The 20,937-nt window shown below is 40.7% G+C and carries 20 protein-coding genes; 12 read left to right on the forward strand and 8 right to left on the reverse strand.

What is annotated here, in order from left to right; all coding sequences use genetic code 11:
* The first annotated feature begins 136 nt into the window (after positions 1-136).
* A complete protein-coding gene (locus RH40_RS09185; RefSeq protein WP_009601184.1) occupies positions 137-1,060 on the forward strand; it encodes a hypothetical protein in 924 nt (307 codons plus the stop codon).
* A gap of 472 nt (positions 1,061-1,532) precedes the next feature.
* Here RH40_RS09185 and RH40_RS09190 read toward each other — a convergent pair whose 3' ends face one another.
* Positions 1,533-2,618, reverse strand: a complete 1,086-nt coding sequence (locus RH40_RS09190) for a mechanosensitive ion channel family protein (RefSeq protein ID WP_009601185.1) — start codon at positions 2,616-2,618, stop codon at positions 1,533-1,535.
* An 84-nt stretch (positions 2,619-2,702) separates the two neighbouring features.
* A complete protein-coding gene (locus RH40_RS09195) occupies positions 2,703-3,143 on the reverse strand; it encodes a DUF2850 domain-containing protein (RefSeq protein WP_009601186.1) in 441 nt (146 codons plus the stop codon).
* 292 nt (positions 3,144-3,435) lie between these two features.
* Here RH40_RS09195 and RH40_RS09200 point away from each other — a divergent pair, with 292 nt between their 5' ends.
* The gene (locus RH40_RS09200) at positions 3,436-3,870 is read left to right on the forward strand and encodes an Mpo1 family 2-hydroxy fatty acid dioxygenase (protein ID WP_009601187.1); all 435 of its coding nucleotides are present in this window, start codon (positions 3,436-3,438) and stop codon (positions 3,868-3,870) included.
* 70 nt (positions 3,871-3,940) lie between these two features.
* On the opposite strand, the gene RH40_RS09205 is transcribed toward RH40_RS09200, so the two are convergent.
* Entirely contained in the window at positions 3,941-5,461 is a 1,521-nt protein-coding gene (locus RH40_RS09205; RefSeq protein WP_009601188.1) for a DUF3612 domain-containing protein, read from the reverse strand.
* Positions 5,462-5,623: 162 nt separating this feature from the next.
* Here RH40_RS09205 and RH40_RS09210 point away from each other — a divergent pair, with 162 nt between their 5' ends.
* On the forward strand, positions 5,624-6,196 hold the full coding sequence (locus tag RH40_RS09210) for an aldolase/citrate lyase/malate synthase family protein (RefSeq protein ID WP_009601189.1): 573 nt from the start codon (positions 5,624-5,626) through the stop codon (positions 6,194-6,196).
* 48 nt (positions 6,197-6,244) lie between these two features.
* On the opposite strand, the gene RH40_RS09215 is transcribed toward RH40_RS09210, so the two are convergent.
* From RH40_RS09215 to RH40_RS09225, 3 genes are all read right to left on the reverse strand, one after another.
* On the reverse strand, positions 6,245-6,934 hold the full coding sequence (locus tag RH40_RS09215; protein WP_009601190.1) for a MaoC family dehydratase: 690 nt from the start codon (positions 6,932-6,934) through the stop codon (positions 6,245-6,247).
* Between the two features lie 381 nt (positions 6,935-7,315).
* Positions 7,316-8,206, reverse strand: coding sequence for a DMT family transporter (locus RH40_RS09220; protein ID WP_241209876.1), 891 nt, complete (start codon positions 8,204-8,206; stop codon positions 7,316-7,318).
* Between the two features lie 30 nt (positions 8,207-8,236).
* Positions 8,237-8,860: a LysE family translocator gene (locus tag RH40_RS09225; RefSeq protein ID WP_009601192.1), complete on the reverse strand. Its 624-nt coding sequence runs from the start codon at positions 8,858-8,860 to the stop codon at positions 8,237-8,239.
* Positions 8,861-9,200: 340 nt separating this feature from the next.
* Here RH40_RS09225 and RH40_RS09230 point away from each other — a divergent pair, with 340 nt between their 5' ends.
* The 5 genes from RH40_RS09230 (at position 9,201) to RH40_RS09250 (ending at position 14,097) form a co-directional block, all read left to right on the forward strand.
* The gene (locus RH40_RS09230) at positions 9,201-10,250 is read left to right on the forward strand and encodes a hypothetical protein (RefSeq protein ID WP_039954521.1); all 1,050 of its coding nucleotides are present in this window, start codon (positions 9,201-9,203) and stop codon (positions 10,248-10,250) included.
* A 49-nt stretch (positions 10,251-10,299) separates the two neighbouring features.
* A complete protein-coding gene (locus RH40_RS09235; RefSeq protein ID WP_009601194.1) occupies positions 10,300-11,337 on the forward strand; it encodes a hypothetical protein in 1,038 nt (345 codons plus the stop codon).
* A gap of 395 nt (positions 11,338-11,732) precedes the next feature.
* Entirely contained in the window at positions 11,733-12,782 is a 1,050-nt protein-coding gene (locus tag RH40_RS09240; protein WP_009601195.1) for a porin, read from the forward strand.
* A 166-nt stretch (positions 12,783-12,948) separates the two neighbouring features.
* Positions 12,949-13,563 (forward strand): fumarylacetoacetate hydrolase family protein, encoded by a 615-nt coding sequence (locus RH40_RS09245; protein WP_009601196.1) that lies wholly within the window; start codon positions 12,949-12,951, stop codon positions 13,561-13,563.
* A 111-nt stretch (positions 13,564-13,674) separates the two neighbouring features.
* Positions 13,675-14,097, forward strand: coding sequence for a GNAT family N-acetyltransferase (locus RH40_RS09250; RefSeq protein ID WP_009601197.1), 423 nt, complete (start codon positions 13,675-13,677; stop codon positions 14,095-14,097).
* A 40-nt stretch (positions 14,098-14,137) separates the two neighbouring features.
* Here the strand turns inward: RH40_RS09250 and RH40_RS09255 are convergent, their stop codons facing one another.
* A complete protein-coding gene (locus tag RH40_RS09255) occupies positions 14,138-15,847 on the reverse strand; it encodes a phospho-sugar mutase (RefSeq protein ID WP_009601198.1) in 1,710 nt (569 codons plus the stop codon).
* A 580-nt stretch (positions 15,848-16,427) separates the two neighbouring features.
* On the opposite strand from RH40_RS09255, the gene coxB reads away from it, so the two are divergent.
* Genes coxB through RH40_RS09275 form a run of 4 tightly spaced genes read left to right on the forward strand, consistent with a single transcriptional unit; the run spans position 16,428 to position 20,682 of the window.
* On the forward strand, positions 16,428-17,531 hold the full coding sequence (coxB, locus tag RH40_RS09260; RefSeq protein ID WP_241209880.1) for a cytochrome c oxidase subunit II: 1,104 nt from the start codon (positions 16,428-16,430) through the stop codon (positions 17,529-17,531).
* A complete protein-coding gene (gene ctaD, locus RH40_RS09265; protein ID WP_039954496.1) occupies positions 17,531-19,189 on the forward strand; it encodes a cytochrome c oxidase subunit I in 1,659 nt (552 codons plus the stop codon). The genes coxB and ctaD overlap by 1 nt, the downstream gene beginning before the upstream one ends.
* Positions 19,190-19,198: 9 nt before the next feature.
* Positions 19,199-19,801, forward strand: a complete 603-nt coding sequence (locus tag RH40_RS09270) for a cytochrome c oxidase assembly protein (RefSeq protein ID WP_009601201.1) — start codon at positions 19,199-19,201, stop codon at positions 19,799-19,801.
* On the forward strand, positions 19,798-20,682 hold the full coding sequence (locus RH40_RS09275; protein ID WP_009601202.1) for a cytochrome c oxidase subunit 3: 885 nt from the start codon (positions 19,798-19,800) through the stop codon (positions 20,680-20,682). The genes RH40_RS09270 and RH40_RS09275 overlap by 4 nt, the downstream gene beginning before the upstream one ends.
* On the opposite strand, the gene RH40_RS09280 is transcribed toward RH40_RS09275, so the two are convergent.
* On the reverse strand, positions 20,683-20,931 hold the full coding sequence (locus RH40_RS09280) for a DUF2909 domain-containing protein (RefSeq protein ID WP_009601203.1): 249 nt from the start codon (positions 20,929-20,931) through the stop codon (positions 20,683-20,685).
* Between the last annotated feature and the right edge of the window lie 6 nt (positions 20,932-20,937).

The following is a 20,937-nucleotide window of genomic DNA, read 5'->3' on the forward strand; positions in this document are numbered from 1 at the left end:
AATGTGAATTTTTGATTTGTATTAAAATCGAAACAAGATAACTGTAGATTATATTTAGATTTATCAGTAGCATTGTGTCGGGTCTTAAATGACTCAAAACTCTTAACTAATTATGGATATAAGTGAGATTAATAATATGACTATACTTTTCGGAACAACAAATCTCGATGGTTCAGGCAGCTCTTTGAATTTAAATGAGTCTAATGCAACTGAAGTAAATGAATTTGATTTTTTAAATACGAAAGTCTATCAGAGTCTGGATGGTGAGGTTTCGGCAACAACGTTAGATACATTTGGATCGACATATATTGAATCCTCAAAATGGAATAAAGAAGGATTTAAAGAAGTAAAGCTCGATGCTGATGAAAATAAAATAGCAATTAAAGATATTGTTGATGTAAATATTGTTAATCAATCAACTACGGGTGTATCAGATATTGAAATTACCAACGCTAAACGTGGTTTTATTGATACGTCTGGAGTATCTAGTAATGATAATATAGATATTACTGTCAAATCTAATTCAATTAACTGGTCAAATAAATTTGATATAGATACAGGAGCTGGTAATGACTCAGTAACTTTGAGAAATGGAGAGAACTCTCAGTTTACTAGTTTTGATATTAATATGGGAGAAGGTAACGACCGTGTTGATATTTCAAATATGAAAGATGCAGCTTTCTCAGGCCAAGAAAGAATCATAGATGGTGGAGAAGGCTTTGATTCAATCATTTTAAACAATGATGAGAGCAACAGTTTCTCAGGCTTTGAGGTTGTTGTTGCGGGTGATTCAGCGTCTTGTATCGAGCTTGGTAATGCGAGGTTAGAAAAAAATGGATCTGATATGGGTTTGATCGTATCCGGCTTTGAACACATTGACCTAGAGTCAGACATGCAGGTTGCCCAGGTCACTGAACTATCTGATTCTCAATCTGAATATCTTTCATCAAATGGTATTGCAACGGATAGTTTCCTCGCATACACGGTGACGGATACATCTTCTGGCAGTTCAGATAGCTATGTGGTATTCAGTGATACTGAATTTGGTTCTGTATGTTAATTACAATAGATGTGCTCAAGTACTTCAGAGGTTTAATTAGCGGAAGATGGACTGAGCTTATGGACAAAACTATGATTTTAAAAATTGAGTGCGATCCAATTAAAAGTCCATAGTAGAGCCCATAAGCTGAGGTAGCTAACCATATATAAGTCTATCATTGACACTATTTGATCGTCAAACAACTTGGCATAACTAGCTTATTTTTTGGGTGTTTTTCTGAATAGCGCACGGGGGTGTGCGTCTTTCGAGTGGACATCTTGAAGGTGAGCTAACAAAAGAAGTCTCATATTACGGATTTATTATTTCGTAATATGAGACTGATATTAAAGCAACCTTTAGTTGCCAGGTTAAGCGGGAAACAACTGGTCAGAATAAGCCCGCTAACGTTTGGTATTGGCTTCTTTTTTAAATATGACTCTATGACAACACTCTGAACCCTATATCTCTATGCCACCAGAGTATTTAATATATTTTATGTCTCAGAAGATTGAAAAAGGGTATTTGCCGAATCTATTTGGACGCTATGTGTAGGAAGTGCTATCTCTGCTCCATGTGAGTGAATTATTTTTCCTATATCCAATAGAACATTTTGTTTGACCTCATGATACTTGATCCAGTTCGTTGTTTTTGTAAACGTGTATATCAATAGCGTTAAAGAAGATGGAGCGTAACCATCAAAGTTAACGATAAGAGTTTGACGTTGATCAATTTCTGGGTTTTGACTTAACATATCTCTGATTTCAGAAACAATGCGATCCACTTTTCTCTCATCTTCATAGCGTAACCCAATGTTTTCCTTGATTCTTCGGTTGTGCATTCTGGAAGGGTTTTCTACAACGATACTACTGAAGACAGAATTTGGGACATAAAGTGGTCTTTTATCGAAGGTTCGAATTATCGTCATTCGCCAACCAATTCTCTCAACAGTTCCTTCAATCTGGCGATCCGGTGAGCGAACCCAATCCCCAACTTTAAAAGGGCGGTCGAAATAAATCATCATTCCACCAAAAAAGTTAGAAAGTAAGTCCTTCGCGGCAAGGCCGACTACCAAGCCCCCGACACCTCCGAAAGTGAGGAGGCCTGATAAACTCAGTCCCAAGGCCTGCATAGCCGTTAAGGCACCCAAAATGATAAAGAATAATCGTGATACTTTGGCAATTGCTTGAACCGTGGTTTCGTCACGATTACTACTTTTTAGTATGTATTGTTCAACATTGTTGATGAATCTCATCATAATCCAGATGAACGTAGCGATCATTATTAAGAGTTTGAGTGAACCAATCCAAGCTGTTTCGAGATGATCTTTTAGTAAAAAAGTGACCGAAATAGTTGCAGGCCACACCCATATGAGAGCGCTAATTGGCATTTTTAGTGCTTCTAGGATTAAATTATCCCAGTGGAATCGGGTTTTATCGACTAAGATTTCTAACCGGCTAAAAAGTATACGCCAAATGATCCAAGTTACTAAACTTGCAACAGTGATCATTAAAACATTGGAGTCCCAAGTCTTGACAGAGTCTAGGAGAGATTGAGGAAGAATATTGACCAGCTCGTTCATAATACGCTTTAAGATTATTCATTAAATCAACAAGTATACTTGTCGGCAAAACGTCAAACCAGTAGAAAGTCAGGTTTTTAAAGTTTATTTGTTGCCAAAGTGCTCGGCCAGCGCATTCCGGCGACTCGTTGTTGAGCCTGCGCTATGTGATTTAACAGTACCCTCATATCCCTCTTTAATAAAACTTTGGGTCATGTAGTCTGGTGCTATACGTTTTAATCTGGGTGAATTATGTGTGCCTGCTATTTTATAAATAGAGGAGCCATCTCCGGTTTCAATGGTTACTTGTTTGCCATCGAAGTCGAACTTTGTCGCGATCAGACGCTGATTACGAAAAACACCGTCTGAATTTAGCACTAATATTTCGGTTTGATAAGAAGGGACTCCAAGTTCGATCCACCGCCCATAAACATGTTTTGGGTGAGTATAGTCTTGATAGCCGAAATAGATTAAGGCACCAAATGCAATAGCGAGTGATGAAAAGGTAAAAATTGCTGCAGTTTTTAGAAAGTAATGTTGGGTCATAATTCTCTGCAACTCAGGAGTAGAAAAGTCTTAAGATTTGGAATTATCCTCTAGTTTGCGAGGGAATGTCAATATTGTTACCGAATGAAGTTCACAATAAAGAATGTAAAACTTGTTGCTTATATAAGTTCGCCAGAGGCCGTATATTTTTAAAATAATCATTAGCTGCCTAATCTACATATATTTGTATTACTTAAGCTAGCTTTATACCTCGATAAAGTGACCGTCACCGCAACATATAAGCAGCAGTCGTGCTATAGAAATAAAAACATCAAAAAAAAATGGTGGCACAATGAAAGATCTATCTCAATGGTTGGAAGAATATGGAGAGAGTCATCAAAATCCCATAAATCAAAAAATTCATAAAGTTGCGGTACCGGGTATTTATCTGTCAATTGTAGGGCTTTTTTGGTCTATACCAAGTGTTACAATGTTTGGAATTAGTGTAAATTGGGTGTGGCCTGCTGCTTTTCCTGTGCTCATTTTTTACTTGAGGCTCTCTCTGAGTGTTTTTCTCATGATGTTTGGTTTCACTTTGGCGTGTATATCGTTGATTTGGTGCTTAGAACTAATGGAAATACCAATTTTTACGGCATCATTAGGTTTTTTTATTTTCTTATGGTGCCTGCAGTTTATTGGTCATAAGATCGAGGGAAGAAAGCCTTCTTTTATTGAAGATGTTCAGTTTCTTCTTATCGGACCCATTTGGACCTTTCGTCAACACTGACCTTTAACAACTAGAGCCATCGGATACAATTGTTTGTGCTGGTCGGGTTATAAAGAAAATGTTTTCACTTCTAATCCACCTTACACTCTCCGTAGCAGCTTGGTTTTCTGGGGCAGACAATTCCTCTTGAGCATATTACTCGAGCATCTGTCATTACACCTCTTTCAATCCAGTTTATGTTAAGAATTTTAGCTACCGTAGTTAGCTCTTTTTGGATATGTGGGGGAATCTGAGCTCCTCCTCCATTAGAGACACATAGTGACTGAAGTTCTTCCGCTAATGTATTTGCATTTCCGCCCTGAGCGTCAATAGCAGGGTTGAGATCTATGCCAGCACACAAGACACGATTATTACCAGCAGGATCGGTGACATTGATTGACTCACAACAATAAATACGAGGTTCGTTGCCAACATTAAGTATGGATACCTGCGCAGAGCTGTCAGCTTGTGGTTGTGATAACTTTCGAAACACTGCCCAATGCTGACATGGATCGCTTACAGTTCGCATATTACCCCATGGCAGTGGAATACCATTTCCTCTATAAACCGCTTTTAACTTGTTTTGACCGTATGCATCAAAATAGTGCCAATGTGGATAAGGGGATACAACCGTCATTCTACGCATCGCGACCGAAGGTGAAACTCCCGCTTTTTTATGTACGCTGATCTCGTATCCATTTCTATCCAAGAGTTGACGAAAGGGGACTTTGGGGCAGAGCAGTGCACCTGCAAAAAAGCTCGATTCAAAGTCTCGCCATGCTTGTAAAATATCTTGCGAGTTTAGTTCAGAAGAATGTAAAGATAGTGGGCTGTTCTCCCAACTATTGGCATGGCCTACGGTCAATATGTTTTTCAAACCCTCCTTATTGTGCAGTACACAATGTCCAATATAGACGGCTAGGTCATATTTAAGTCTTGTCGGATAGTTCTTCAAAACATCGTTAAGAAATATACGTCCAGGGGGCTCAAAATAGGATGTTATGACTTGTTTAGCACTGATACCAAGTTCATCAGTGACATCTTTTGGAGCTTTGGACACCCAGCTAACACTGAGACCCAATGTCTTAGCAATATTTATGAGGTCTTCTGTAGAAAGATTTAAACGTTTGAGACCAATATCTTCGGCAGCACGTTCTAAATCTGGAAAGTGATTTTGGTTTTTTTCTTGATGGGCTCTGATGAGTAGGTGAGCAAATTGGCGCCCAGTAATGCCCGTCTGTGATAGCATCTCCGGGATAGCAATTTGTAGAATATCATCGGAAAAGAGGAAACTAGGTTCGAGCGCTATACCATTGATCCCTCCCCTGTTTCCCTTTAATGGGATGATATCTGCCTGTTCGGGCTCATCATCAAGAAACCATTCAGGTTCTTTCTGAAACACATCTGCAATAACCTCTAACATGTCGATACTAGGTACGCGTTTTCCCCTTTCAATCATAGATAAATAAGATACTGAGGGGGCATTTTCTGGATTGACTCGAATACATCTTGCTGACAAGTCCTCCATCGTAAGGTGATTACGTTTGCGCAAATTTCTGATTTTTGTACCTAGAAAATGGGATTGTCTGATTAAGCTTTTTGACACTGGCATTTTGTAAAATTCACATTGTAAAATTTTTGTTGTGAAATTGTAGTGAAAAAGGCGCTAGTATACAAAGTATGCAAGGTCACAATTTAATAAAATTGTGAAACTTAAGTGTGATTAAGTTGACGCTACATGTATCTATCTGCAAGCTACCATGAGGGATGACCAATGAATACGCTGACATTCGATAAGACAAAAATTCAAAATAAAGAACAGCCATTTATTGCAGACGCTGTCTTTGCAGTAGAAGCAATAAACTCCGATCATGTGATAGAAAAGCAAACGAAGGTTAAGCAGCTTTTAGATGAACTTTTTCCGTTGGAATCGGGGTCTCACGAAAATGTTACATCTTATGTCGTTGATTATCATCATGTTATGGCATATTTTAAAGACGGGTCACACAGTGGGTTAAAATATCCAAAGCAATTCATTGCTTATGAAGGTGAGAAAGAAGAACCTTGCTCACTATTGCTAAGAGATGGGGTAGGTAGTCACGTTGAAATCTCACTCGGTAAACATAAAGGTACTGGATGTATTGAACTGGTTGAAATAGAGGATATTCAACTTGAAACTTGTACTACATTATCCAGCGATGCACCTCATATCTCTGGCGTGAGACATTGGATAAGTTTATTGAAAGGCGATGGAAAAGGTTTATCCAATGCCTGTAATGAAGAAAAAGAATACACGGCTAAAAGTGGTGAGGACTATCAACTAGAGCGATATTACGTCGTAAAATAGTGGTTATAAAAAAGGATGCGTAGTCGCATCCTTTTTTGGAGACTCATTTTAAAAATGCAATTGAATGACGGAAGTGACGATTGCCGCAGGACGACGTACTCCTTCAATTTCGACTCGGATTTCTCTCTCAATTTCTAAGCCTTTCTTAATGGGAGAAACACTCTTCAAAGTGCTAACGGCACGCAAGCTATTATTTGCTTTGACCGGATATGGGAATCGCACTTGGTTAAGGCCAATATTTACAACCATCTTCGCCGTTGGAAAAAGACTCTTATCCGGATCTACGCTGTCTGTTAGTTTTGGAAGGAGTGCGAGTGTCAAGAAGCCGTGGGCAATAGTTGTCTTGAACGGTGACTCTTTTTCGGCTCTTGCTGGGTCTGTGTGGATCCACTGCATATCTTCAGTAACTTGACCAAATTGAGATATTCGATCTTGTGATACAAAAAGCCAATCACCTGTGTGGATAACTGTATCGATTTTATCTTGTAGCTCATCGAACACTCTTTGTGCCTCAGGCTTCAAGCTTATCTCTTGTGGAGCTTCATCATAATCTTGTACAGCATCATTCACTGCATCTGAATGAAAATCTCTCAAGCGTGTAAACAGGTGGCGGCTATTCGCTTTATTAACAATTTCTCCCCAATACTCACGCACGACGGGAGACATCCGCTGCATGAAGTCAGAAGAATACTTGTTATTAGGTTGACCACGATGTTTAAACAAGTCAGCGACTTTCATAAAAACCCCAGATTTAGTCGAATTAAAACAGATAACTATCCAATTTTGAATTAGTTCACAGAATAGTGCAATTACTTTCGGGCGTACACTTGTTGTCTGAGATGTGATTTTTAATTAAAAATCATGAGCTTATCAATAAAACACTATTTTATTTAATTGGAGCTTAGTAATTAATTAATGCTGCTTTTGTGAAGTATTCTTGTTCGATATACGTCGTTACCGATGTTCAATTGAGATAACTGGCCCTTCAAACCGCTGCCTTTCCTGTAGAGCAAGCCATCCTCGTTGAACCTAGCATCTTGAGGTTAATTGGATATACGCACAATTGCAGACTTTGTTTCGCTTTGTAGATGGAGCTATTGAGACGAGAAAATCTGGGTTCTAGCTTTTTACCGTGCTTTTACCCACAACATTGATAACCGCTCCTGCGATGATAAAACCCGCACCAATATAGGTCCAATAAGATGGAATTTCATTAAATACTAATACGCCGATCAAAGCGGAAAAAATAATTTGGATATAAGAGTAGCCAGATGCCTTTCCTGCCTCTTGTGTTTGCATTGATTTCGTGAGCCCATATTGCCCAATTTGTGTAAATATACCAACGAATAGCAATAAAATGGTGATATTGAAATTTGGCCAAACAAAGTCTGACCAAACTAAAAATAGCGATATTGGTAGAGCCACTAGAGGGAAATACATAATGATGACCGAGCTATCTTCGCTCTGACTGAGTTTTCTTACTATGACATAAGCAACGGAACTGCCTAAAGCGCCAATAAGTGCCATTAAAATACTGAATAATGGTAAGGCTGTGTTGGGGTCTAGACTTGGTTGCATGATTAATCCAAGCCCTATTAGGCATAATATTATGCACACCATAGTAGAAGTGTGGATTTTTTCTTTAAGAAACAATAGACCAAGAATGGCGGTAAATACTGGATGGGTATATTGTAAGAGTGTCGCTTCTGCAAGTGGTAAGGTGGTCACAGAGTAGTAAACACACATCAGAGCAAGTGTCCCGATAACCCCTCTCAGGAGTAAAAAAGGTTTGTTCTCGCCCCACATTGGGATACCTTTCCTCTTAACATCTACATAGCTAATAACAAAAGACACTAATGCTCTAGCTGCGACAATTTCCAATACAGGTATGCCGAATTGACTGACATATTTGACACAAGCAGACATCATGGCAAAGCCTAAAGCAGAAAGAACCATGAACTTTACGCCTTGTGGAATCATGTCGTTAGTGTGTTTCAGCTTCTGTATCATAGTTAACGCTTATTTTAACGTAAATTTCATTTATGGGTTGAGTGCGAGATAAGATCCTACCGCGATCATAATACTGCCAGAGCCAAAGTTAAGAGTACGGTAGGCTTTAGGCGTTTTTACTAACTTTGAAAGCCGTGCAGCCCCGAGTGCAACTCCCATCACACCTATAAAGAGTGCCAGACTTGCCATAACAGAGACTAAGGTAATGTCAGAATAGGATAAAGACGTTAAATCCATAAATGAGGGTAAAAATGAAATATAGAATAATATGACTTTTGGGTTGGATGCAGAAATCAAGAAGCCTTGCACAATACCGGAGAAAAACGCTGATTTTACGTTGGCGTCACCAGTCTCCAAGTCCTCAGGATCAAGTCGTGAATTTATTAATTTCCACCCTAAGAAAACCAAGTAAGCAGCGCCTAAGTAGCGAATAACGTTAAAGAGAGTTGCCCAATTGTCTGCAATGGTTGTTAGCCCAAAACAAGCCAACAAAAGATACAAAACATCACTTATTATCATTCCTAACGTTAAACCTATACAGCTTTTTGAGCCAGACACTAAAGCTCGCGAAATAATAGCAAATACTCCAGGTCCTGGAGTAATGCTAAAGATTAGCATCGCTATGAAAAACGAAAGTGCAGTCTCAAATGTCATCGATAGTACGTAAATTATTAAATAGTGAGCAAACACTATCACTATTTTATAAAATTTAAAAATTGTGTTTGATGAGTCCAAGCATACACATGTGCGCCGTAATTCATAATCGATAAAAATAATATCTATTTTTTGTATTAATTCATATGAAATCACATAACTGCCCAACAGAATATTATTTTTCTAATCAAGTGCAAAACGTAATACGAGATGATTTGATTAAATATTACCCTAACACCCACTCTATGTAGCAGGCAAAGCCGCTTTTTGATGTTTGAAGTTTTGCTTGTGGCTCTAAAGTTGACCAACAACATTTATGGAAGAAAAGGTTGATAACGTCATGAAAATAAACATAAGAGTATTTGTTTTACTGGTGGGTTTAGTATTTAGCTGCTTGAATTACGCTGCCATAGGAGACTACAAAGTCGTAGTTATTCATGGTCTCCAAGCCGACCAATTAAAATCTATGCCAGATGCAGATCAGGTTAAGGCTGAAGGAGAGGAATATTGGCAAGAATACTGGTTGCAGTACGCTGATGAACGTATAGACTGGCCTGCTTACGAAAGAGTTGAAGAAAAGATTGCTGTTGATTATATCTGGCCGAAATTACAACAATTCGCTCAAGATAGGTTATGCAATCCAGGGTGTATATTAGTGACTCACTCAGCTGGTGATCTTATTGCAAGGTACTTGCTCGACAATCAGGAGAACTGGCTCACTAACGCAGGCCTAGAGCCTCTAAATATTGTTGCAACTTACGACTTTGCAGGTGCAGGCGGTGGATCGGAGCTGGCTGACATTGTATTGAATATTATTGAAGGTGGCGGTGCCGCAAACAGTGCAATGCGCTTTGCTATTTCGCTCTGGCTCGGGCAAACGCCAACAAAAGAGAACTCTGGTGTCTTGAATGACTTGAGAGTAGCGAACGCTCGTCAGCTTGCAAAGTTATCGGAACACAGGATTCCAAGGATCCGTTTTGTTGGAAATGGCAGTGATTTCTTAAATGCTACTTCTCTCTTCTTACCTGGGAATGATGATGGTGTCGTTGCTGCACATTCTACTTGTGGTGCTGCCGTTCCTGACCAATATGACAGTTGCTCAGAAAATTTGGCGATGACAGGAAAAATTGGCAGCCAAAAGAAGGGAGTGACGAGTTTTATGCCTTACCATTATCCCTTAATAATGGGGGATAAATACAGTCATAGTGATGTAGTTCATGCCATTCATAAAGGAGTGGTGACTTCGGTTGTAAATAATGTTCAGCTAGGTAATGGAGAATCAGTTGGTGTAGAGACCTATCAAGAAAGTGGTTGGTGGGGTAAGAAATATTTGTTCGTAACGGATTCGGATAAACATACTATGTCAGAGTTGGTCACGACTCTTAATTGACAACAGGGCCCGGCCAAGGAACTCCTTGGCTTTCTTGAGGGAGTATTCAATGAATAAAAAAGCGGGTTTCTTTTGCTTGGCTAGTTTTTGTTTTGTGGTAGTGCTTCTTTCAGCAAACAGAGAGATAGAGTCTGAGCCGCAAGTGGAGAAGCGATTATTCGAAAAACTCGATATATCGTCACAGCCAGAAGTGGTAACTATCGAGCCTGAAAAAATTGCTGACCAAGCCGAGGGTGATAAGGCTGAGCAAGAACCTATTGCTAAAGCTATGGCACAGATGGCTCTAGTACATGAGCGGACATTTGAATATCCATCCTACTCAGAGCCAATTTCTGATCCAGACAGCCCGTACTTAAATTGGAATCAGTTTATTGAGGTGGCGATCCCCATTTTAAACGGTGAGTTTATCGCGAGTCTCAATATGGAAAAATATCGTTATTTTTATTCTGAGCCTATCAATCTTGAGCTGAAAACGAATGCAGATTTTATCCATGCAACGCTCGACGCTGTATCAGTCTCCACTCATGAGGTTTTAGGCTCCTATCTTTCCGATAAGGGTCAATGGCAAGTGTATCCTGATCGAGATTGGCCAGAGGAAGTACGTTTTATTGCACGGTTAGATTCAGAACAAGGCTCAGATATTGTTAGTGCTGATATTCGCATCTACAAGTCAATTGCTCAGTTGGTCTCTGTGGGACAAAGTTTTGCCGTTGGTCCTGATATGACAGTCCCTATAACATTAAATGTTGATGAGGCTGGTATCTATAGGTTAAGAGCAAACCTTTATAATGTCGACGGTCAGCCAATAGCCACCCTAGTGCAGAAGAAGAGGCTTGCCGTAGGTGAACAAATTGTAGAGTTAAAGGCATTCAAGGCAGTTTTACCAAATGGTGTATCTGATTTGGAATTGAGACATTTTATGATCGAGAGAATGTCTGGTTTTCCGGGGCAAAGAGCCGGGTATGGTAATTCTGGTTCAGGTCATTATCAAGTCGGGTCTTTTGATTCTGATTCTCTCACGGATGAGCCTTACCAACCTTCTTTACAAGAACAAAAACAAGCTGCTTTTTTGCGTAGCCTATTATAAGACTATCGATATTTTTGTCGCCTTGATTGCAAGAATATTGCATAAATCTTGCTCCAATATTGTTCGCATATCCTGATTAAATTAATGATAAAAAGATTATTTTATCAGACATATTTTCAATGCTTTATTAAAAAGTTCCGTCTAAAATTCCAAAAATGTGACAATTATCACACTGTTTTTTCTGGGTCAATAAATACAAAAGAAATATATTAGAATCAATGGCTTACTTTCCTAAAAAACCAGTTGGAGTGACGCTGTGACAGTTAAATTATTCACATAATGTGGAGAATTGCGTCCATTTTTAGTTTTTCCGTACTACGTTTTAATTATTCGTTCAGACTTTAATCTTTAACAGGTTAAATCGGACTTATATCAACCAAATACGGACGATGGATATGAACATTAAATTCTTGGCTGTCTCGATTGCGGCAGCAGCATGCAGTACTCACGTTTTCGCAGCAGAGATATATAACAGCGAAGGAACAACACTCGCTTTAGGTGGTTATGTAGATGTAGGGGTCGGTGAAAAAGGTGCCGATGATGACGTTGAAGTACATTCTTACTCGCCCCGTTTAAATATTTCAGGTATGAAAACGCTCGACAATGGTATGACGGTTGATGCTAAAGGCGAGTGGAGTATTAATTACTTGGACGGAGGTAAGAACACCTTCAGCACTCGTTTAGGGTACATCGGGGTCACCGATGAAATGCTGGGGCGTATGGTTGTCGGAACCCAGTGGTCACCTTATTACGATGTAGGTGGGGTGGCAGATATGCCGATCGCTTTTGCCAACGACTTCCTCTATGCGGACCACTACTTTGTTGGTTCGGCGAGAGCAGACAAAATGGTCAGCTATCGTAATAGCATGATGCTCACAGATGATGTAGAGGTCAGGCTCGGGCTCGGCTGGCAAGGTAAGAACACTGATAAAGGCAAAGCGGATGGTAAAGACAGCCGTATGCAAGCTGCACTCTCAATCGAGGCGATGGGAGTCACTTTAGGGGCTGCTTTTTCTGACGGCAAAGTTAATATCAACGCGAGTGAAAAAAAGTCTGCTGAGTCCACTATTTTCTCACTTAATTACGGCAGCTACGGGGAAGGTATTTACCTAGCTGGGGTTTACGGAACAAATGAATATTTTGGTAGTCTCGCTGCTACTGATCCTAACGCGGCTTTTACTAAGGTGTACTCTAAAGAAACCAAGCAAATGGAAGCGCTTGCTGCCTACGGTATGGATAATGGGTTAAACCTTAGTGTTCACTATGAAAGAGTGGACAATGAAGAAACCTCTAAGAAGGTCTACAGTAATACATCTATAAACGCCGAGTATGAGTTAGCCGCTGGTTTTGTTGCAGTCGCAGGCTATAAAATTGACTTAGGTGACGATGATCCTACCACTGAAGATGACAATAAGTGGACAGTTGGAATGAGATATTATTTCTAATAAAGAGTCATCGTAAAGTAGCGCCTACCTTTAAAACGGTGGGCGTTTTGCATTTTTCTGCTGATATTTTGGGCGATGCTTCAGAGTTTGAATGGTTTTTTTACCAACAAAATAGTAATTTATCATAAACTGAAATGCTCATTTGGCTCAGCTGCAGGGTATAACAATGTCATTGGTGAAAATTTTACAAGCTCATGTTGAACCAACAAAAATTTTATGTGTTGGTAGAAATTATCACGACCATATCAAAGAACTTTCAAATGCTGTTCCTGAGCAGATAGTGGTATTTTCTAAACCAAACAGCGCAATTTCGGACGTTCTTAACTCCTTTCACCAAGAACCTATCCACTACGAGGGCGAGATTTGTTTTATTGTGCAAAATGGTCAATTATCTGCGGTAGGCCTTGGGCTAGATCTTACTAAGCGAGAGCTACAGAGTAAGCTCAAGAGTCAGGGGCTTCCTTGGGAACGAGCCAAGGCATTTGATGGGAGCGTTTTATTCAGTCGTTTTATTCCACTAGATGGTATTGATATCCACAACCTGAGTATTGAAGTGTTTATTAACTGTGTGAGGGTGCAAAAAGGAGCAGTCAGCCAGATGATATACTCTCCACAAGTAATCCTCGAAGAATTAAAAAGCTTCACCACGCCATTTGACGGAGATATTATAATGACAGGAACCCCTAGTGGTGTTGGGGAAGTTCAATCAAAGGACGTGTTTTTGCTCCGTCTAAAAGAACATGATAACACTCTGATAGAAGTTGAGTGGGTTGCTAGATAAACTTAGTAAAGCAACGCTTCTGAGTGCCTTTGATTCTATTGAAAGTTCATATAAGAAGCTAGGATATTATTATCAAAAGGATTTTGGTTATTTAGGTAGGAGGCTTTTCACATGAATATTCAATTTGCATTAAACCCCCCTAAGAATATAAAAGATCTTATTTATAAAGGGCTGAGAAGGTTCAATCAGAAACACCTTCCCGATGAAGAGATTTCCAATTTTGCTTGTTTTGCGGAGAGCGAAATGGGAGAAATTGTAGGTGGCTTAACAGGAGAAGCTCTTTTTAATAAAACCCTATTTATCGAGTTTTTTTGGATTGAAGAAAGTTCCCGAGATACTGGTGTAGGTACCATGCTAATGGAAAAAGTAGAGCAGCAAGCCGAGTCCATGGGAATCACAGGCCTTTATCTGGATACCTATAGTTTTCAGGCACTTCCATTTTATTTGAAACTGGGTTTTGAAGAAGTCGGACGATACAAGAATTTTCCAGTGGATGGTGTAGATAAAATTTTTCTACAAAAAAAACTCAACTAATGGGTATCAGCCCCACAATGCTGGTGGGGCTAAGTTGTCATTAAAGCAGGCTATGTTGGTGCTCTGAGATAAGCATACTCATGGACTCGGATGCTTTATCCAAAACTGTGTTTAAGGCTTCATCAGGTGCAAATGGTTCTACAACTTGATAATAGCACTTTAGCTTGGGCTCAGTTCCTGAGGGTCGTACAATAACCCTAGCACCATCTGAGAGGTGATAAACCAGCACATCACTTACCGGAAGCTCGATCACTTCTGATCTCCCATCCGAGAAAGTTCGTTTTAAAGTCTTTAGATCTTCAATAACCTCAACTTTTCGACCAGCAATCGTCAATGGCGGACTGTTACGCAACTTTTCTCCAACAGCAGGCAACTCAGGATCGAGAGCAATGCTTCGCTGGGAATTTAAGTAAACACCATGCTCACGGTATAAAAGCTCCAGTTGATCCCATACGGTTTTATTTTGCCCTTTGAGTTCACTAGCTAATTGAACAAAAGCAAGTAATGCTGAGAGCCCATCCTTGTCCCAAACTGTTTCACCAATTGCATATCCAAGTGCTTCTTCATAGGCAAACAAGAAAGGCTTATTGTCCTCTTTTTTGCTCATTGCAACGTTAGTTAGCCATTTAAAACCTGTGAGAGTTTGATAATAATCTGCGTTATTTGACTGGGCAATTTTCTCGAGTAATGTTGATGAAACGATGGTATTACCAACGAGTGGGCTTGTTTTATCACATCGAGTAAGTAAATACTGCGCCAGTAGGCAGCCGACTTGATCTCCTGTTAGCATTTGGTAGTCGCCGTTAGGTGTGCGGGCAGCAACAGCGAAGCGGTCTGCATCAGGGTCATTAGCACATGCAAGATCGGCCTGGCGTTCTTTGGCTAGAGCAATAACCATATCCATCGCACCGGGCTCTTCGGGGTTGGGGAAGTTGACCGTCGGAAAGGTCCCATCGGGCATACTTTGTTCAGGCACGCTATATACTTGAGTAAATCCATTATCATTTAGCAACTGCTCAGCCATTTTTGCTCCAACACCATGCATTGCAGTGTAAGAGAGGCTTACAGCACGGTGATTTTCCGTCTGATTGACCAGTAAAGGTTGATTATTGATGGCTTGTCTATATTGATCGAAATAATCTTCTTTGAGCCACACCAAAAGATTTTTCTCTTCGGCAGTTTCTAGAGGCATCATGGTAATTGGAAGTTCAGAGGCATCCTCAATTTCCTTTGCGATCCCACTATCGTGTGGCGGTATAATCTGAGCACCGTTCTCCCAATACACTTTGAAACCGTTATATTCTGGTGGGTTGTGACTCGCTGTGACAACGATAGCCGCCGCGGCATTAAAATGCTTTATACCAAACGCTACTATGGGTGTTGCTGCTTCTGTTGCGGTTAGAAATACTTTAATTCCTTGCTGAGTAAGAACACTCGCCGCATCGTGGGCAAAACGTTTGGAGTCAGTTCGGCCGTCGTAACCAATAACAACGCCTCGTTGGGCTGCATTGGATAAGGTTTTTGTTAAATAGTGCCCCAATCCAGTTGCTGTTTCTTGAATCACTAAGCTATTCATCCGGTTTGGCCCACAGCCTACTTTACCACGCAGGCCCGCTGTACCAAACTCAAGACGTTGACTGAAGCAATCTTTGATCGTATCTACAGCATTTGAATCAATCAGCTGTTGTAACTGTGCTTTAGTCGCCGAATCTGGATCTCGTTGTAACCAGCGAGAAACTTGTTCCATCATTTCTACCTTCCTGTACTGAGAGTACTTTAAAACTAACTGCCCATTTGGGGTTGATGCAACCCCAGAGAATAAAGAGTAACTTTTTTATGACTTGATTTAGAGGCTCACAGGAATGCAGTGGGCTCTGAGCTATTACTCATACCAATCCTTGTGTCTCTGGATCTTGTAACTAATAAACCAATCTATATATTCAATGAGTGCGATATACCCAATCAACTTCAGGTTTACTTAGTTGAACTAAAAATCTAAGAGCTGCTCGGGCATCGTGTAGATTCTAATTTGAATTTTGCATCATTTGCGAGAGCGCAATCGCTAAACTTTATTTGTGTAGGCTACCCCCCCATTTTTAGTGTGCCTTTCTTGCACAATTTCCAAACTCAAACTACAAGTTATTAACATAACATAATCAAAATAAGTACTAATTTAACAATTCTTCAGTCCAACGACGCATTGATGTTTTTTTAATTTTTAAGCTTGGTTTCGGTAAAGGTATCAGCATCACCAGTGATGACTCTGAGAGAGGAGAGATCTTTTGAAAAACGAGCGAATATTATTCTGGCAATCAATCAGTTTCTCCGGCGTGTTTTTAACCAGTTCGGCTTGTGCTGAATCAAGTCAGTACAACCTCCCGGTGGGTGTTACAGACATAAGCCAGCAGGTTTACGACTTGCATATGCTTATCTTTTACATTTGTTGTGTGATTGCAATCATCGTTTTCGGTGTCATGTTTTATTCGATGTTCTATCATCGAAAATCTAGAGGTGCAGTTGCAGCGAACTTTCACGAGAGTACAAAAGTCGAAATCGTATGGACTGTCATTCCGATTCTCATCTTGGTTCTTATGGCCATACCAGCGACCAAAACTTTGGTTGCGATGGAAGACACTTCTCAATCCGACCTAACGATAAAAATAACAGGATCTCAATGGAAATGGCATTACAGTTATTTCGGTGAAGATGTTGAATTTTTCAGCTTGTTATCCACGAGTCAGGAAGAGATTGAGGGTAACGAGGTAAAAGGCGAAAACTATTTGCTAGAGGTGGACAATCCGTTAGTGCTACCAATAAACAGGAAAGTCAGGTTTTTAATGACTTCTGATGATGTTATTCATTCTTGGTGGGTCCCCGATTTTGCCGTTAAGAAGGATACTATTCCCGGCTTCATCAATGAAGCTTGGACTAAGATTGAAGAGCCAGGTATTTATCGAGGGCAATGTGCAGAGCTCTGTGGGCGCGCACACGGTTTCATGCCGGTTGTTGTTCAAGCATTAACTGAAGAGAATTATGAACGCTGGTTGAACGACAAGAAGCTTGAAATTGCACAGGCAAAGCGCGAGGCCACTGCGTCATTATCTGCATCACTTTCACTGGATGAGCTTATGGATGCGGGACAAAAAATCTATCTGGATCGTTGCGCTGTTTGTCATCAAGCTGAAGGGGGCGGTATACCTGGAGCTTTTCCAGCGATTACAGGCAGCAAAATCGCAACAGGAGACACTTCAAGCCACATAGATATCGTTGTAAATGGTCGTGCAGGTACCGCAATGCAAGCTTTTGCAAATCAGTTGACTGATAAAGAAATTGCGTCTGTTGTGACTTACCAGCGAAACGGGCTTGGGAACCAAGTTGGAGACCTTGTACAGGCGTCAGACGTTAACTCATTCAAAGCGTCTAAGGAGGAGTAATGAAGACATCAAAACCTGAATCTATCGTTGAAGACAAAGTGGTTTCTGCTCCTGCTTCTGATGCTGAAATTGGGCGAATGAATAGTACTATAGCCATAGAGGTAGATGATCACGATCATAAACCAAGTGGGATAACACGGTGGCTATACTCTACTAATCATAAAGACATAGGTACGCTGTACCTGTGGTTCAGCTTCATTATGTTTTTAACGGGTGGGGCGATGGCTATGATAATTCGCGCTGAGCTTTTTCAGCCCGGACTTCAGTTAGTCGAACCTCAGTTCTTTAACCAGATGACCACAGTTCATGGTCTGATTATGGTGTTTGGTGCAGTTATGCCAGCTTTCACTGGGCTGGCAAATTGGATGATACCTATGATGATCGGTGCGCCTGATATGGCGTTGCCTAGGATGAACAACTTAAGTTTCTGGATACTTCCCTTTGCATTTTTGATATTGCTGGCGTCCTTATTTACCGAAGGGGGAGGGCCTGACTTTGGCTGGACATTCTATGCGCCACTCTCCACAACCTACGCACCAGATAGTACAGCTTTATTCGTTTTTTCTGTTCATATTATGGGGATCAGCTCAATCATGGGAGCGATCAATGTCATAGTTACAATTGTGAATATGCGCGCACCCGGAATGACATGGTTTAAATTACCTATGTTTGTTTGGACTTGGCTGATCACTGCATTTTTGCTGATTGCCGTAATGCCTGTTTTAGCTGGTGCTGTCACCATGGTGCTAACAGACAAATATTTTGGTACTTCATTTTTCGATGCTGCTGGAGGTGGAGACCCTGTCATGTTTCAGCACATTTTTTGGTTTTTTGGTCATCCAGAAGTATACATTATGATATTACCATCTTTTGGTATTATTTCGGCCATTATACCCGCGTTTAGCGGCAAAAAGTTGTTTGGCTATCATTCAATGGTTTATGCAACCTGTAGTATAGCCTTGCTGTCTTTCCTGGTTTGGGCTCACCATATGTTCACCACGGGCATGCCTGTGTTTGCTGAACTGTTCTTTATGTATTGTACTATGCTCATTGCGGTACCTACTGGGGTTAAGGTGTTTAACTGGGTCGCGACAATGTGGCGAGGCGCAATGACCTTTGAAACGCCAATGCTGTTTGCTATTGCTTTCATTATTCTCTTTACCATCGGCGGATTATCCGGATTGATGTTAGCGATCGTGCCAGCCGATTTTCAATATCACGATACGTACTTTGTTGTCGCACACTTCCATTACGTCCTTGTGTCAGGTGCTGTGTTTTCAATAATGGCGGCGGCCTATTATTGGTTGCCTAAGTGGACCGGCCACATGTATGACCATAGGCTCAGTTTATGGCATTTCTGGTGTTCGATGATTTCGGTCAACCTACTGTTTTTTCCGATGCACTTTCTGGGTTTAGCCGGAATGCCGCGACGAATACCAGATTACGCTATTCAATTTGCAGATATAAACCAAATTGTATCAATCGGAGGCTTTGCATTTGGACTTTCCCAATTAATATTCCTCTGGGTTGTGATTAAATGCATCCGAGGGGGAGAACGAGTAGGTGAGAAACCATGGAAACGAGCGGATGGATTAGAGTGGACAGTTCCAAGTCCTGCGCCTCATCATACATTCTCTACACCTCCTAAGTTGGATTAGGAGGTCAGGATGCAAGACCAAAATACCATTAATCAAAAATTAAGTCTCAAGCTCTGTGCTGCGGCACTGGTGATGTTTGGTTTTGGCTTTGGTTTGGTCCCATTATACGATGTGATGTGTGATGCTCTGGGTATCAACGGTAAGACTAATAGTGAATCTGTTGCACAGCCACAAGGAATGATTGCCGACACATCAAGGACCATCACGGTTGAATTTATGGTTCACAATAATAAAGGTGTGCCGTGGAAATTTACCCCATCACAAACGACGATGGAAGTGCACCCAGGTGAGGTGATTCATACCTCGTATTACGCAAGAAACTTATCGCAACGGCAAATTGTTGGTCAAGCGGTGCCCTCTGTTTCCCCAGGAGAAGCAGCATCGTATTTTAACAAGATTGAATGCTTTTGTTTCAGCCAGCAACCCTTGGAAGCTAAGCAAGATGTAGAGATGCCTTTAATCTTTTACATCGAACCTACGATACCATCGACAATACATACGCTTACCTTGTCGTATACCCTCTACGATATCACTAAAGATGTCGACACCACCAAAACAGCAAACTTATCGCCCATCGATTTAGGTTCTAGTGTTGAAGGAGTCACCCAATGAGTTCAAAACACCAATCTTATTATGTACCTGCACAAAGCAGCTGGCCAATTGTTGGTGCCATATCTTTGTTCTTAATTGCCGTTGGTGCTGGACTAACAGTACAGGGAATGAATGAGGAAGGTGAGAGCAGTATTTTTGCCCATTTAATATTACTGGCGGGTTTTTTGTTTCTTTTGTACATGTTTGCAGGCTGGTTTAGTAATGTTGTATCTGAATCGATGAGTGGTGTGTACTCTGCTCAGTTGTCGCGCTCATTTCGTCAGGGAATGAGTTGGTTTATATTCTCTGAAATCATGTTTTTTGGAGCTTTTTTCGGGGCATTATTTTACGCGAGATTTATCAGCGTTCCTTGGTTAGGAGGAGCTGGGAATAATGCTATGACACACGAGGTCATATGGCCCGCCTTCGAAGCGTTGTGGCCTTTGACGGTAACACCAGGTGGAGAAACAACTACCGCGATGTCATGGAAGGGGATACCACTAATTAACACAATCTTACTATTGGCTTCGTCTATTACTTTACACTTGGCTCATGTGAATTTAGAAAAAAATCGACGTATGGCACTGATAGTATGGCTAGAGATTACCATTATCTTAGCGATGTTTTTTCTCTACTATCAGGGTGTTGAATATGCTCATGCCTATCAAGATTTAGGCCTGACGCTCCAGTCTGGTATTTATGGTAACACTTTCTTCCTATTAACAGGGTTCCACGGGATGCACGTTTTTTTAGGAACAACCATTCTTATTGTGCTGCTTGCACGAATAGCTAAAGACCATTTTACTCCCAAAGATCACTTTGCTTTTCAAGCGGGGAGTTGGTACTGGCATTTTGTTGATGTTGTTTGGCTATGTTTGTTTGTCTTTGTGTATGTCCTTTGACTAATAGGGCCTGACATTAGGCTCTAGGAAGCCACTCAGGAGAGCGACGATCATAAGGATTACGGCGAGTGCTGAAAGGAACACGCGCCTACCTAAGTAGTAGCTCATGGGTTTATTGTCTTGAGACTGTTCTTCATCGTTTTCGGTATCAGACCCATCATTTTTGACCATTTCGAACATCGCTCTGGCGAGATTGAAGATAATAAAGATGAGCATAAAGACTAGGAGTACTTTGAAAATTAATACCATGGTGAA

Origin of the sequence: Vibrio caribbeanicus ATCC BAA-2122 (assembly GCF_000165125.1) — a bacterium.
Taxonomy (GTDB): domain Bacteria; phylum Pseudomonadota; class Gammaproteobacteria; order Enterobacterales; family Vibrionaceae; genus Vibrio; species Vibrio caribbeanicus.